Here is a 14,591-nt window from a genome sequence, read left to right as displayed (position 1 = left end):
ACGGTCATAATACTTTGACGGTCAGATCAGGCGCGGAATCGCCCGCTTGCGCCACACCAGGTGGTAATAGCCCATCTGCAGAATCAACATGGCGCAGAACACGATGGGATAGGCAGCCCACACGCCGGTCAGGCCGACGGCATGGCTGAGGATGATTGCGGCCGGCAGCTCGATTGCGGCAATCGCGAAGATCGACAGCAGCATCGGCGTCAACGCGACGCCGGCGCCGCGCATCGCGCCCGAGAACACGGTGGCGAGCCCGAACGGCACCGAGCTCCACAAGGCGATGTTGAGCAATCCCTTCGCCAGGTCCAGCACGGCGCCGTCGGTGATGAAGATGCCGAGCACCGCGCGCGGCGCGAGGTAGATCAGCGCCACCAGCCCGCCGGTCAGGACGATGTTGAACGCAAGGCCCATCCGCACGATGCCGTCGACCCGGGCCCGGTCGCCGCCGCCGACGGCCTGGGCGCCGAGGATCGAGACCGCGATCGAGATCGACATCGCCGTGAACTGCGCATAGCCCATCACCTGGTTGACGGCGCCATAGGCCGCGGTGGCATTCGAGCCGAAGCCGTTGACGAGGCCGAGCAGCACAAGCTCGGCGATCGCCATCACCACCATGCCGATCGCGCTCGGCAGGCCGATGCCGAGAATTTTGCCGAACACGGCGCCGTTCAGCCGCAGGTGACGCAGCAGCGTCGCGTCCGGCGCGAGCGCGTGCTTTTTCCGCAGCAGATAGACGGCGAGTACGATCAGCGTCAGCGCGTTGGCGGTCGTAGCCGCCCAGGCAGGACTGGTGATGCCGACCGGCGGCAATCCGAACGTGCCGTGGATCAGCATCGGCGTCAGGATCAAGCCGATCGCCGTCGACAAGGCCAGCGCCAGCAGCGGCGTCAGTCCGTCGCCGACGCCGCGGATCATCGCCGTCATCAGCAGGAAGACGAAGCCGAGCGGCATGGTCAACAGCATGATGCGCGCATAGGCGCTGGCCTCATCGAGAATGTCCGCGGGCGTCGCGAGCATCACCATCAAGTGCCGGCTGAAGAGCCCGCCGACGAGTGCGATCGCAATCGAGAGCAGCAGGCCGGCGGCGAGCGTGGTGCCGACGATGATCTTGATCTGGCCATGCTCGCCGGCGCCGAAGGCCTGGCCGATCAGCACGGTGGCGCCGGTGCTCAGGCCCATGACGAAGGCGAACAGGAAGAACATCACCGGAAAGAACGCCGAGACGGCGGCGAGCGCGTCGACGCCGATCATCTGGCCGAGATAGACGTTGCTGACGGTGCCGAACAGCGATTGCAAGGCGTTGCCCAGCATCAGGGGGACGAGGAAGCGGAGAAATGTGGTCCAGAGCGGTTTTGCGGCAGACATGGCATTGGCCTTTCATCAGGGCGTGCGAAGCCGTTGCCGCGCAATGCGCGGCTCGGCCGTCGATGGGGTTGTGAAGAGCGATGCGCGGTTTAAGCGCGGTCGCTGTAGGCGAGCTTGACGATGTGGTCGCGGATATCGGCCGGCCAGTCGGCGATCAGCCCGGTGAAGCGCCGCCGGTCATCTGCGAACAGCGCGCGCGAAGCTTCCTCGAACTGCGGCAGGTCGCCGGCCATGGTCGACATGAAGTGGTAGGCCGCATCGCGCGCCTGACGCTCGCGGTCCTTGTCGCCGCTGGCGCGCCTCGCCTCGTCGACGAGCTTGCGTAGAGCGACCGAAGCACCGCCGGCCTGCGCGTTGAGCCACTCCCAGTGCCGCGGCAGCAAGGTCACCTCGCGCGCGACCACGCCGAGCTTCGGCCGGCCGCGTCCGCGCGGCTCTGCGGGCGCTTCCGTCGCCTCAGCCGACGGCGGGGCAAGCTTCGCAAGCCGGGCCAGCACCTCGCGGTCGTCACCGCGCAGGTCGAAATCGATCGACCGGCCCGTGCCGTCGTCGAAGATGATGATCGGCTGGTCCAGCGGCTGCGTGGCACGCTTGACGGCAAGCGCGACATCGCCCGCCGTGCCGGACGCCAGCCGGCGCTGGCCGGCGAAAGCTGTGTAGGTCCCTTGCATTGGAATCATTACCATATTGATCGCGTTGCCGGCTTAATACCCGGGTAAATTCCCCGGGTCAATATACCCGGGTGAAAATATCCGCAGCGACGGCTCGACAATGTGTTCCCGGGCTGGCACCAACGGCGCGGGACCACGCCCAAGTCCAAGTTTAAGCCTAAGTCCAAGCCTTGAGGACCCCGCGATGCTGACCGTTCACCACCTCAACAACTCCCGCTCGCAGCGCGTGCTGTGGCTGCTCGAGGAGCTGGGCGTGCCTTACGAGATCGTGCGCTATCAGCGCCAGCCGGACATGCGTGCGCCGAAGGAGCTGCGCGCCATCCACCCGCTCGGCAAATCGCCCGTCATCACCGACAACGGCAACACCATCGCCGAGTCCGGCGCGATCATCGAATATCTCATCGCCACCTATGGCAACGGACGGCTGACCCCCCCGGCGAACACGCCGGAGCGGCTGCGCTACACCTATTGGCTGCACTATGCGGAAGGATCCGCGATGCAGCCGCTGCTGTTGAAGCTGCTGTTCACGCTGATGCCGAAGCGCGCGCCGGCGCTGCTGCGCCCGCTGGTGCGCAAGGTCTGCAACCAGGCGCTGACCGCGCTGGTCAATCCGCAGATCAAGCAGCACATGGATTATTGGGAAGGCGAGCTTGCGAAGAGCGAGTGGTTCGCCGGCAGCGAGTTCACCGCGGCCGACATCCAGATGAGCTTTCCGCTCGAAGCCGCCCAAGCCCGCGGCGGGCTCGAGCAGGGCCATCCCAAGGCGATGGCGTTCCTGGAGCGCATCCACGCCCGGCCTGCGTACAACCGCGCGCTTGAGAAGGGCGGGCCCTATCAGGTCGGGCGGTAAAGTCCCTCACCCCGTCATTCCGGAAGCAGTTACTGCCCCGCCGCCTCCGCGCCGCGCGTGCGCGGATCGGCTGCGCCGAGTGGCCCGTTCGGCGTCACCAGAATCGAGTTGGCCGATGTCTGCCCCATCGGCTCGACGACAAGGTGCCCCATCGCCTTCAGCTCGAGCAGCACGCCCTCGGGAAAGCCGCGCTCGAGGCGCACTTCATCCGGCAGCCATTGATGGTGCAGCCGCGGCGTTGCCACGGCGGCCGCAACATCCATCTTGTAGTCGAGCACGTTCACGATCACCTGGAGCACGGTCGAGATGATGCGGCTGCCGCCGGGCGAGCCCGTCACCAGCACCGGCTTGCCGTCCCTCAGCACGATGGTCGGCGACATCGACGACAGCGGCCGCTTACCGGGTCCGGGCAGATTCGCTTCGAAGCCGACGAGGCCATAGGCGTTGGAGGCGCCGACCGCCGCGGTGAAATCGTCGAGCTCGTTGTTGAGCAGCACGCCGGTGCCGTCGGCGACGAGGCCGACGCCGTAGCTGAAGTTCAGCGTGTAAGTGTTGCTGACGGCGTTGCCGCGGGCATCGACGACGGAAAAATGCGTGGTGTTGCTGCCCTCACGCGGCGTGGCAGAAGCGGCCACGAGCTCCTTCGAGGGCGTAGCGCGTTCGGGGGAAATGCCCGCGCGCAGCTTGGCGGCGTAGTCCTTCGCAATGAGGGTCTCGATCGGCGCATTGACGAAGGCGGGATCGCCGAGATAGCGGGCGCGGTCGGCATAGGCGCGCTTCATGGCTTCGATCAAGAGATGCAGTGACGCCGCCGACCCCTGCTTCAAATCGGCCAGAGGAAAGCCTTCGAGGATGTTGAGCGTCTCCATCAGCACGACGCCGCCGGACGAAGGCAGCGGCATCGAGACGATGTCATAGCCGCGGTAGCTGCCGCGCACCGGCGTGCGGACGACCGGCTGATAGGCCTTGAGGTCGGCCGGCGTCATGATGCCGCCGGCATCGGTCACCGCCTTGGCGAGTTTATCGGCGACCGGCCCCTCGTAGAATCCGCGCGGCCCCTGCGCGGCGACGGCTGCCAGCGTTTCGGCGAGATCGCCCTGCACCAGCCGATCGCCTTCGCCCAGCGGCGTGCCATCCGGACGCGAGAATAGCTTGGCCGAGGAAGGCCAGCGTGCCAGCCGCCGGTGCCAGCTCGGCAGCGTATCGGCCATGTCGTCGCTGACGATGAAGCCGTCGCGTGCGAGCGCGATCGCGGGCGCCAGCAGTTGCGCCAGCGTGAACTGACCCGAGCCGTATTTGTCGAGCGCGAGCGCGAGGCCCGCGACGGTGCCGGGCACGCCGATGCCGAGCGCGGAATCCCGTGACTTCGTCGTGTCAGGCTTGCCGTCGGCGCCGAGGAATATCTGCGGCGTGGTCGCGGCCGGCGCGGTCTCGCGATAGTCGATCGTGATGTCTTCATTGCGGTCGGCGGAATGGATCACCATGAAGCCGCCGCCGCCGATATTGCCGGCACGCGGATAGGTCACCGCCATCGCAAAGCCGGTCGCGACTGCGGCGTCGATCGCATTGCCGCCGCGCCGCAGGATGTCGGCGCCGATCTGCGCGGAGATCTTCTCCTGCGCCACCACCATGCCGTGCTCGGCGGCGACGGCCCGCACCGCATCGCGTGCCGGCGGGACATAGCCCGACCGCGCGTCCTGAGCGGCCGCCGGCGTGAGAGCGAACGCCAGACTGGCGACGATCGCGAAAAAGGTTCGCCGTGTTGTATATGACGACTTCATCGAAATTACCGTCGCACGCTCGACCCGGTTCACAGCTGTCTCGGTAATGCTATACGGTTTGCGCCGAGAGAGACAAAACTGTTCGTGATGAGGACTGCGTGATGACGACGATCGCCCCGGATCTGCGTATGGCTGGCGCGCCGCGGTCCTACCCGCCGCGCGCTGCCGTCGTCAGCTGGATCTTCTTCGACTGGGCTGCGCAGCCCTATTTCACGCTGATCACGACCTTCGTGTTCGCGCCCTATTTCGCGACCAGCGTGGCACCAAATCCCGCCACCGGGCAGTCGCTGTGGGGCTTTGCGATGGCTGCGGCGGGCCTTGCGATCGCGCTGCTGTCGCCGGTGCTGGGAGCGATCGCCGACGCCGCCGGCCGCAGGAAACCGTGGATCGCGGGGTTCGGTGCGGTTCTGGTGCTGGCGTCCTGCACGCTGTGGATCGGCAAGCCGGGCGATGCCGCCGTCATTCCCCCGCTGCTCACTGCGGTGGCGCTCGCCAGCATCGGCGCGGAATTCGCCACCGTCTTCAACAATGCGATGATGCCGACCCTGGTGCCACCGGAGCGGATCGGCCGGCTCTCCGGCACCGGCTGGGCCACGGGCTACATCGGCGGCATCGTCAGCCTGATCATCGTGCTCGGCTTCCTCGCTGCCAATCCCGAGACCGGCCGCACGCTGCTCGGCTTCACGCCGTTGTTCGGGCTCGATCCCGTCACGCATCAGGGCGACCGTGCCGCCGGCCCGCTGACCGCGCTGTGGTTCATCATCTTCGTGACGCCGATGTTCCTGTTCACGCCGGATTACCCGGCGAAGCGGCCGTTGCGCGAGGCGCTACGCGAGGGTTTGTCGGAGCTGAAGCAGTCGATCGAGAGTCTGCCGAGGCAGAAATCGCTCGCGGCATTCCTGCTCGCCAACATGATCTACACCGATGGTCTGGTGTCGCTGTTCGCCTTCGGCGGCATCTATGCCGCCGGCACCTTCGGCTGGCATACGATCCAGATCGGGACGTTCGGCATCATGCTCGCGATTGCCGGTGCGCTCGGCGCCTGGCTCGGCGGCAAGCTGGATGATCGTCTCGGGCCCAAGCGCGTCATCGCCGGCAGCCTGCTGGTCCTGCTGCTGTCGGTGGCCGCGATCCTCCTGGTCGACAAGGACAGTGTGCTGTTCGTCAAGACGGCGCCGCCGCAAGCAGGCGCTCCCCTGTTCTCGAGTGCGGCCGAGCGCGCCTATCTCGTGCTGGGCTGCCTGATCGGTGCAGCCGGCGGCCCGCTCCAGGCCGCTTCCCGCACGTTGCTGATCCACCTCGCACCGAAGGACCGCATCGCGCAGTATTTCGGCCTGTTCGCGCTGACCGGGAAGGTGACGTCCTTCATCGGCCCGCTCCTGATTGGCATGGTCACCGCGCTGACCGCCAGCCAGAAGGCCGGCATGGCCGTGCTGGTCGTGTTCTTCGTCGCGGGGCTGGGGTTACTGATGCGGGTGCGAGACTAGCTACACTGCGTGATCTCACCCCGTCATTGCGAGGAGCGAAGCGACGAAGCAATCCAGACTTCCTCTGCGGAAAGATTCTGGATTGCTTCGCTGCGCTCGCAATGACGAGGTCGACAGGATCGTCGTAGCTCTTGCAGCCCGCTACGCAGATCGTGTCAATGCCTGAAGTGCCGCGTGCCCGTGAACACCATGGCGATGCCGTGCTCGTCGGCGGCCTTGATCACCTCGTCGTCGCGCATGGAGCCGCCAGGCTGCACCACGGCGGTGGCGCCGGCTTCGATGCAGGCGAGCATGCCGTCGGCGAACGGGAAGAACGCGTCCGAGGCCACCACCGAACCCTTGGTGAGCGGCTCGGCGAGCTTCAGCTCGCTAGCAGCATCCTGCGCCTTGCGCGCCGCGATCCGCGCGGAATCCACCCGGCTCATCTGGCCCGCGCCGATACCGACAGTGGCGAGATCCTTGGCATAGATGATGGTGTTGGACTTGACGTGCTTTGCGACCCGGAACGCGAATTTCAGGTCGCGCATCTCTGCGTCGGTCGGCGCGCGCTTGGTCACGACCTTGAACGTCATGTCGTCGACGACCGCGTTGTCACGGCTCTGCACCAGCAGACCGCCGGCCACCGTCTTGGCCGTCAGGCCCTGCGCCCGCGGATCGGGCAGGCTGCCGGCAAGCAGCAGGCGGAGGTTCTTCTTGCCGCCGATGATGGCGATCGCTTCGTCGCTGGCATCGGGCGCGATGATCACCTCGGTGAAGATCTTGGTGATCTCGCGCGCGGTGTCGGCATCGAGCGGACGGTTCATCGCGATGATGCCGCCGAACGCGGACGTCGAATCGCAGGCCAGCGCCCGGCGATAGGCCTCGACGAGGTTCGGTCCTTCGGCGACGCCACAGGGATTGGCGTGCTTGACGATGACGCAGGCCGCGGTGCGCTTGGCGTCGAACTCGCCGATGCATTCATAGGCCGCATCGGTGTCGTTGATGTTGTTGTAGGAGAGCTCCTTGCCCTGGAGCTGCCGCGCGGTGGAGACGCCGGGGCGCCTGTCCGGGGTCGCATAGAATGCGGCACTCTGGTGCGGATTCTCGCCGTAGCGCAGCGACTGGATCAGCCGGCCGCCGAAAGCGCGGAAGTCGGGCGCGTCGATCTCGAGCTGACGGTTGAACCAGTTGGAGATTGCGGCGTCATAGGCCGCGGTGCGCGCATAGGCCTTTGCGGCCAGCCGACGGCGCAAGCCCAGCGTGGTCGCACCCTTGTTGGCGGCGAGCTCGTCGAGCACGGCCTGATAGTCCTGCGCCTCGACCACGACGGCGACGTCGTTATGGTTCTTCGCAGCGGCGCGGATCATCGCGGGGCCGCCGATGTCGATGTTCTCGATGCAATCTTCGAAGCCCGCGCCTTTGTCGACGGTCGCTTCGAACGGATAGAGATTGACGACGAGCAGGTCGATCGGCGCGATGCCGTGCGCCTTCATCGCCTCCGCATGGTCCTTGTTGTCGCGGATCGCGAGCAGGCCGCCATGCACCTTCGGATGCAGCGTCTTGACGCGGCCGTCCATCATCTCGGGGAAGCCGGTCAGCTCGGAGACGTCCTTCACCTTGAGGCCGGCCGCGGCGATCGCTTTAGCGGTGCCGCCGGTCGAGACCAGCTCGACATCGTGCGCGGCAAGCGCCTTGGCGAACTCGATCAGGCCGGTCTTGTCGGAGACGGAAAGGAGAGCGCGGGTGACGCGGCGGGGATGATCAGTCATGAGCAAGATCCTCTGTTCAGGGAGTGTCTATGCCCAGGCGCGCGGCGGATACGTCCCGCGCTTCCCGATGGTGCTCCATCCAAGGTCGCCAGTCGCGCGAGCGAGCGCTCGATAGCAGCTTTTGGCGTCGCTCTCAACGGGTAGACGGGGCCGGATCGCGCCTGTTTACAACGGAAGTTCCGGCTCGCGCCGGGCGTTGCGGCGGGCATTGGTCACCGCGGGCGAGGCGGTGGAGCGGACAAAGCTCCAGCGGATCGAGGGGGCCTGGCGGGCGTTCTGACGGATCACGATCTGGGCGGTGCGGCGCGGGCCGTCATTGCCGGCCAGGAATACGCTGTCCTCGAGATCGACCTTGTCGTCCAATGCCTCGAAGGTCCAGACGTCGCGGTTCGGCAGCACCAGCATGACGCCGCGCGCATCCGACAGCCGGCTCGCCTTCACCGCCGGATGCAGATGGAAGCGCACCGCGAAATCGGCATCGGCGCCTTTGAAGCGTCCGCCCTGCGGCGGCGACAGCGTGTCCTCGCCGTCGATGCGCGCCCCGTCATTGGCGATCATCAGCACGCGGCGGTGGATCGCGCCGAACTTGCCGAGATAGCCGTCATGCGAGGTCGTGAGCAGCGTGCCGTTCTGCACGACCTCGCGATAGCTCTCGACCTCGACCGGGCCGCTGGTGACGGGCGCGCCGTGCAGGAGCCGCTTCATCGCCGACATCTCGACGAACTGGCATGACGACGTCTCGTGATAGGTCAGCGTCGAATGCGCCGCCGTGCTGCGCGCGAAGGGCCGCCAATTGTCGCGGCCCGTGGTCGGCATGCCGCAATTGGTGACGATGCGGCTGATGCCGGAGGACAGCTCGAACGACAGACAGCCGGCATGGGCGTCGTGGCTGACGCCCGCCGGCGGCGGCGGGCCGGTGTCGATGATGACGGTGGTCTGGCCGGCATCGAGGCGCTGAAAGCCGGTATGCGGCATGTTCGCCATCGGCGCGCCGTGGGTGTCGTCATAGGCGAGCAGCGTCGCGAGCAGGTCCGAAGACGTCGCGCTCATGCCGTTGAACAGGGCGAAATTGCCGTCGCCGTGCCGGAAAAAGCGCAGCATCGGCATCATGCGGTCGATCGCATTGAGCAGCGCCGGCGGCGGCGCGATGTTGCGCGCAGCAAAAGTCTGCCGCAGCGGCAAGAGGTCGATCAGGAGTTCGATCAGCGCGCCCGGATTACGCGAGATGTGGCCGCCATCGGGAAGGATCTGCCGCTGCAATTCGTCGGACAGCTTCTTCGAGGCGGTGCGGATATGACGTGTCTGGTTGGCGAGGCACAGGGACGCATAGCACAGCGCGATCAGCACCTGCAGCTTCGGCACCCCGTCCGGAATGTCGACCATGGTGTAGCGCAGGAAGCGGATCTCGCGCGCGAGGGCGCGCAAGTAGCGGCGGTAGAACTTGTTGTCGGTCTCGTTCAGCACCAGCGGCGCCTGCGACAGCAGCGAGATCACGCGCCGCGCCAGCACATCGGCGCGGCGTGCGACGGGACGGCGCTTGTTGGCGGGGTTGCCGATCCAGTCCTCGATGAGTGCGCGCGCATTCGCCCGCGTCAGCGCCGTGTCGGCGGCGCGCAAATGCCGCAGCCAGCCGAAGCCGAGCAGCGCAACCTCCCAATCCTCGGACGGCGGCTCGAGATCGAAGATCGAGCGGCCGTGGCAATTGACGATCTTGCCGGCGAAGACGAAGCGGCCGGCATAGATCTCGGCGGCTCGGGTCGCGTCCGCGGTGCGCAGGTCATGCGGAGCGATGATCAGCCGGTCGGTGCGGCCGGGCCAGACCCGCGACAGCGCAACGGAACCGCCGCTCGCGCGCGCGAGCATGTTCCGCGCGAAGCGGTTCATGACCAGCGTCGAGATACGTCTGCGTTGAGCGACCGACACGCCTTGCCTTGATGGGGGAGAGGATCAGTGACGAATCCTTATTAATCCCAAAATCGGACGTCTGACACCACCTTGAACGGCGCGAATCAGCGTCGTGGTCGCAAAATCCAGTGCAAAATCAGGATTTAACGAGCCGGGCCGCGAAAAATCCGTCGAGCCCGCCGAGCCTGGGATCGGCGTTCGGGAGATGGCAGGGCAGGGTGCGCAGATCGCCGTCGCGGTTGAGGATTTCGCCGAGGTCCGCAACCTCCGACGCCATGATTGGGGCGCGGCGAAGCGCGGGCTCGGCGGCGAGCAGCGCCGCCACCGCCTGCTCGCCCTCCTCGGGTTCCAGCGAACAGGTGCAATAGACCAGTGTCCCCCCCGGCTTGAGCAACGAAACGGATTTCTTCAGCAGCCGCTGCTGGAGCGCGGCCAGGGGGGCGATGTCGGATTCCTGCCGCAGCCATGCGACGTCGGGATGCCGGCGGATCGTGCCGGTGGAGGTGCAGGGCGCATCGATCAGAATACCGTCGAATGCCTCGGCCGGGCCGGCCCATTCGACGGCGTCAGCGACGACGGTCTCGGCCTGCAGCGACAGCCGCGTCAGGTTTTCGCGTAAACGCGCCACCCGCGCGGGCGAGCGGTCGATCGCCGTCACATGCGCGCCTGATAGCGCCAGCTGCGCGGTCTTGCCGCCGGGGGCGGCGCAGAGATCGGCAATGGACTTGCCCTTGACGTCGCCGAACAGCCGGGCGGGCAACGCGGCGGCGGCGTCCTGCACCCACCATTGTCCTTCGGCGAAGCCGGGCAGCATGGTCACCGCACCGTGCAGCAGCATCCGCACCGTTCCCGTCGGCAGCGTCTCACCATGCAGGCGGCTCGCCCATTGCGCGGGATCCGATTTCACCGTGAGATCGAGCGAAGGCTCGTGGCCGAGCGCCGATGCCATGTCTCGTGCGGTCGCCTCGCCATAATGCGCGCTCCAGCGCGCGAGCAGCCATGGCGGCAGATCCAGCGATTGCGTCGCGACCTCCTCGACCAGCGCCTTGCCCTCGCGCGCGCAGCGGCGCAGCACGGCATTGACGAGGCCGGCATAGCGCGCGGCGCGGCGGTCGGATTGCACGAGGCGGACGGAGAGATCGACCGCGGCGTGATCCGGAACGTCCATCCAAAGGATTTGCGCGGCTCCGATCAGAAGTGCGCTCTGCGCCCGCGGCGCTTCGGAGGGGATGCCCTTGTCAAGCAGGCGGGACAGCACATGGCCGAGCGTGCCGAGCCGGCGCAGCACGGTGGCGACCAGGCGCCGCATCAGCGCGCGGTCGCGGTCGGCCAGCGTCTTCAGTCCGGGATGGGCACCGCCGCCGTCGAGCTGGTCGTCGAGCGTGCGGTGCTTGTGCAGCACGCCGTCGACGATGTCGGCGGCAATCCGTCGCGCCGCAAGGCCGGGCACTTCGGACGGAGGGACGAAACGTTGAGATGGCATGCGGAAGCAAGGTTCTGAACGAGCGGCAGTTCCGCCGCAATGGGCGCATGCCTTGAGAACTCGATCTCTGACACGCGAATATGCCAAATGTAAGAATCGCTTGCGGGTTTTTCAGCGCTCCGAGCCGATTTCAGGAATGCGTTATTGGGCATCGCGTTACGCCCGGTCCTGCGCTAGAACGCGCGGCGATGAGTGACCCCGTTCCCGATCGCAAGCCGCTGTCGCCGGCCGCCCAGCGTGCGCTGGCCGAGGCCGAGGCGCGCCGGCAGGCTGCGGCCGCCCAGGCCAAGAACGAGGCCGAGGTCAAGGCGAAGGAGTTGCAGGGTCCGCAGGGGCCCGAGCCCACCCGCTACGGCGATTGGGAGCGCAAGGGCATCGCTTCCGACTTCTGAACTTGCGGCCGGATAACGCCGGCATGGCTCGTCCCGGTCGTCACAGGTAATTGTGCTCTCGCAAGTAGCGGATGATGCGTTCGCAGGCCGCCTCGCTCGACAGCTCCGAGGTGTCGAGGGTGATGTCCGGTGCCAGCGGCGCTTCGTAGGGATGATCGATGCCGGTGAATGCGGGCAGCTCGCCCGCCCGGGCCTTGCGATAGAGCCCCTTGGGATCGCGGCGCTCGCATTCGGCAAGCGGCGTCGCGACGTGGATCTCGATGAACTCACCCGCTTCGAGCCGCTGGCGGGCCAGCTCGCGCTCACTGCGAAACGGCGAGATCAGCGCCACCAGCGCGATCAAGCCGGCATTGACGAACAGTGCCGCGATCTCCGCGACGCGCCTGACGTTCTCCGTTCTCTCCGCATTGGAAAAGCCGAGGTCGCTGTTGATGCCGTGACGAAGATTGTCGCCATCGAGCAACGCGGCATGGCGCCCGAGCTCGGCAAGCCGGCTGTCGACGAGATTGGCGATGGTCGATTTGCCGGCGCCGCTCAGCCCCGTGAACCAGAGCACGCAGGGCCGTTGCTGCTTCAGCCGGGCTCGCACGGATTTGTCGACCGCAAGCCGCTGCCAATGAACGTTGGTGGCGCGGCGGAGCGACATGTCGATCATTCCCGCCGCGGCGGTGCGATGGCTGATCGGGTCGATCAGGATGAAGCTGCCCATGTCGCGGTTGTCGCGATAGGCCTCGAACACCAGCGGCCGGTCGAGACCGAGATGGACATAGCCGATCTCGTTGACGTCGAGCGTGGTGGCGCCTTCCCGCACCCTGGTGTCGATGGCGATCCGGTGCTTGAGCGTCGTGATCACCGCGCCGCTCGAGGCGGCGCCGCACCGGAGCAGATAGCGCCGGCCGGCGACCATGGCTTCGTCATCGAACCAGACGAGATGGGCCGCGAGCTGGTCCGACACCGGCGCGGCAGATCCGGCGGTCAGCACGTCGCCGCGACTGACGTCGATCTCGTCGGCGAGCGTGAGGGTGATGGACTCGCCCGGCCCTGCGTGATTGCGTTCGCCGGCGGGCGTGAGAATGCGTGCGATGCGGGTCTGGTGTCCCGACGGCTGCGCGCGGACTGCATCGCCCACCGCGATCGTCCCGCTCGCGATCCGTCCGCAGAAGCCGCGAAAATCCGCATGCGGCCGGCTCACCCATTGCACCGGCAGCCGGAACGGCTGCTGCGAGGCGTCCCCGGCCGCGTCCACAGATTCCAGATAGGCCGTAATGGTCGGCCCCGTGTACCAGGGCATGCGCGTGCTCGCGGCGACGATGTTGTCGCCGTCGGGCGCCACGACCGGGATGCACTGGACCTGGGAGATCCCGAGCTGGCCGGCCAAAGTCAGGTATTCGGCGGTGATGGAAGCGAAGCGATCACCGTCGAATCCGATCAGGTCCATCTTGTTCACGGCGAGCACGACGTGGCGGATGCCGAGCAGCGACAGGATGTGGCTGTGGCGCCGCGTCTGCGTGATCACGCCCTTGCGCGCGTCGACCAGCACCACGGCGAGGTCGGCATTGGAGGCACCGGTCGCCATGTTGCGGGTATATTGCGCATGTCCCGGCGTGTCGGCGACGATGAAGCGGCGCAGCTTCGTGGCGAAGAAGCGGTAGGCCACGTCGATGGTGATGCCCTGCTCGCGCTCGGCCTGCAACCCGTCGACCAGCAGCGCGAAGTCGAGGTCGCCGCCGGTGGTTCCGGCGGTCTTGCTCTCCGAGGCGAGCGCGTCGAGCTGGTCGTCGAGCAGCGTCTTCGAATCGTAGAGCAGCCGGCCGACCAGCGTGCTCTTGCCGTCGTCGACGCTGCCGCAGGTGACGAAACGCAGCGTCGGCCGATCGTCATGCTCGAGCCGCGGCGCATCGGACGCGGCGATCGTCGGTGCCTCGTGATAGGACATCAGAAATAACCTTCCGCCTTCTTGCGCTCCATCGATGCGGGACTGTCCCGGTCGATCATGCGTCCCTGTCGTTCGGAGGTGCGCGATGCCATCATCTCCTGCACGATCTCGGGCAGCGTTGCCGCCGTTGAGCTCGTTGCGCCGGTGAGGGGATAGCAGCCGAGGGTGCGAAACCTGACGGAGCGCCATTGCGGCTCTTCGCCAGGCTGGAGCGGCATCCGGTCGTCGTCCACCATGAGCAACGCGCCGTCGCGCTCGACCACGGGGCGCGAAGCTGCGAGATAGAGCGGAACGATCGGGATGTCCTCGAGCAGGATGTAGTCCCACACGTCGATCTCGGTCCAGTTCGACAGTGGAAACACCCGCATGCTCTCGCCGGGCGCGAGCCTCGTGTTGTACAGGCCCCACAGCTCCGGCCGCTGGTTCTTCGGATCCCAGCGATGCGCAGCGCTGCGGTGCGAGAACACGCGCTCCTTGGCGCGCGACTTCTCCTCGTCGCGCCGCGCGCCTCCGATCGCGGCGTCGAAGCCGTGGAGGTCCAGCGCCTGTCGCAGCGCTTGCGTCTTCATGACGTCGGTGTAGCGGGCCGAGCCGTGGGTGAAAGGGTCGATGCCCTGGCTCAATCCGTCAGCGTTGGTATGGACGATCAGGTCGAGGCCGAGCTCGCGCGCGCGTCGGTCCCGAAACGCGATCATCTCGCGAAACTTCCACGTCGTATCGACATGCAGCAGCGGAAACGGCGGCTTGCCGGGATCAAAGGCCTTCATCGCCAGATGCAGCAGCACCGACGAATCCTTCCCGATCGAATACAGCATGACCGGCTTGCGGAACTCGGCCGCCGTCTCTCGCAGGATGTGGATGCTTTCCGCCTCCAGCCGTCGGAGATGGCTTGTGACGTGAAGCTGCTTGCCGCCGGCCCTTTCAGGGAGGGCGGATCTGGCGGTCGTGGAGATGTCCAGCATGCTCA

11 protein-coding genes and 1 riboswitch are annotated in these 14,591 nt (G+C 66.8%); of the genes, 3 read left to right on the top strand and 8 right to left on the bottom strand.

Translation table 11 applies throughout. The annotated features are described in order from the left end of the window. Positions 1 to 21 precede the first annotated feature (21 nt). Both AB7M16_RS18760 and AB7M16_RS18755 read right to left on the bottom strand, forming a co-directional pair. On the bottom strand, positions 22 to 1,371 hold the full coding sequence (locus AB7M16_RS18760) for an MATE family efflux transporter (protein ID WP_453944796.1): 1,350 nt from the start codon (positions 1,369 to 1,371) through the stop codon (positions 22 to 24). Positions 1,372 to 1,460: 89 nt separating this feature from the next. Next, positions 1,461 to 2,042 (bottom strand): DUF2239 family protein, encoded by a 582-nt coding sequence (locus tag AB7M16_RS18755; protein ID WP_453944794.1) that lies wholly within the window; start codon positions 2,040 to 2,042, stop codon positions 1,461 to 1,463. 184 nt (positions 2,043 to 2,226) lie between these two features. On the opposite strand from AB7M16_RS18755, the gene AB7M16_RS18750 reads away from it, so the two are divergent. Further along, complete coding sequence (locus AB7M16_RS18750; RefSeq protein WP_453944792.1) at positions 2,227 to 2,892, top strand: glutathione S-transferase family protein; 666 nt, start codon at positions 2,227 to 2,229, stop codon at positions 2,890 to 2,892. Between the two features lie 29 nt (positions 2,893 to 2,921). Here the strand turns inward: AB7M16_RS18750 and ggt are convergent, their stop codons facing one another. Further along, complete coding sequence (gene ggt, locus AB7M16_RS18745) at positions 2,922 to 4,673, bottom strand: gamma-glutamyltransferase (RefSeq protein WP_453944790.1); 1,752 nt, start codon at positions 4,671 to 4,673, stop codon at positions 2,922 to 2,924. A 101-nt stretch (positions 4,674 to 4,774) separates the two neighbouring features. On the opposite strand from ggt, the gene AB7M16_RS18740 reads away from it, so the two are divergent. Next, positions 4,775 to 6,160 carry an MFS transporter gene (locus tag AB7M16_RS18740; protein WP_439365057.1) on the top strand — a complete coding sequence of 462 codons (1,386 nt, stop codon included), beginning with the start codon at positions 4,775 to 4,777 and terminating at the stop codon, positions 6,158 to 6,160. A gap of 155 nt (positions 6,161 to 6,315) precedes the next feature. Here the strand turns inward: AB7M16_RS18740 and purH are convergent, their stop codons facing one another. The 3 genes from purH to AB7M16_RS18725 all read right to left on the bottom strand — a co-directional run bounded on the left by purH (position 6,316) and on the right by AB7M16_RS18725 (position 11,296). Next, positions 6,316 to 7,908, bottom strand: coding sequence for a bifunctional phosphoribosylaminoimidazolecarboxamide formyltransferase/IMP cyclohydrolase (gene purH, locus AB7M16_RS18735; protein WP_453944788.1), 1,593 nt, complete (start codon positions 7,906 to 7,908; stop codon positions 6,316 to 6,318). A 24-nt stretch (positions 7,909 to 7,932) separates the two neighbouring features. Next, positions 7,933 to 8,014, bottom strand: a riboswitch (ZMP/ZTP riboswitch). A 59-nt stretch (positions 8,015 to 8,073) separates the two neighbouring features. After that, positions 8,074 to 9,792, bottom strand: coding sequence for a heparinase II/III family protein (locus AB7M16_RS18730; protein WP_453944786.1), 1,719 nt, complete (start codon positions 9,790 to 9,792; stop codon positions 8,074 to 8,076). Between the two features lie 157 nt (positions 9,793 to 9,949). Next, positions 9,950 to 11,296: a transcription antitermination factor NusB gene (locus AB7M16_RS18725; RefSeq protein WP_439365055.1), complete on the bottom strand. Its 1,347-nt coding sequence runs from the start codon at positions 11,294 to 11,296 to the stop codon at positions 9,950 to 9,952. A 188-nt stretch (positions 11,297 to 11,484) separates the two neighbouring features. Between AB7M16_RS18725 and AB7M16_RS18720 the strand changes: the two genes are divergently transcribed. Then, positions 11,485 to 11,688 (top strand): DUF1674 domain-containing protein, encoded by a 204-nt coding sequence (locus tag AB7M16_RS18720; RefSeq protein WP_172787866.1) that lies wholly within the window; start codon positions 11,485 to 11,487, stop codon positions 11,686 to 11,688. A 40-nt stretch (positions 11,689 to 11,728) separates the two neighbouring features. Here the strand turns inward: AB7M16_RS18720 and cysN are convergent, their stop codons facing one another. Together cysN and cysD are read right to left on the bottom strand one after the other, a co-directional pair. Further along, positions 11,729 to 13,624 carry a sulfate adenylyltransferase subunit CysN gene (gene cysN, locus AB7M16_RS18715; protein ID WP_453944784.1) on the bottom strand — a complete coding sequence of 632 codons (1,896 nt, stop codon included), beginning with the start codon at positions 13,622 to 13,624 and terminating at the stop codon, positions 11,729 to 11,731. Then, a complete protein-coding gene (gene cysD, locus AB7M16_RS18710) occupies positions 13,624 to 14,586 on the bottom strand; it encodes a sulfate adenylyltransferase subunit CysD (RefSeq protein WP_453947222.1) in 963 nt (320 codons plus the stop codon). Before cysD ends, cysN begins: the two co-directional genes overlap by 1 nt. Between the last annotated feature and the right edge of the window lie 5 nt (positions 14,587 to 14,591).

Source organism: Bradyrhizobium sp. USDA 372, from assembly GCF_053629095.1.
Note: the sequence above shows the minus strand (reverse complement) of the source record. Positions and strands in the feature narration are given on the sequence as shown.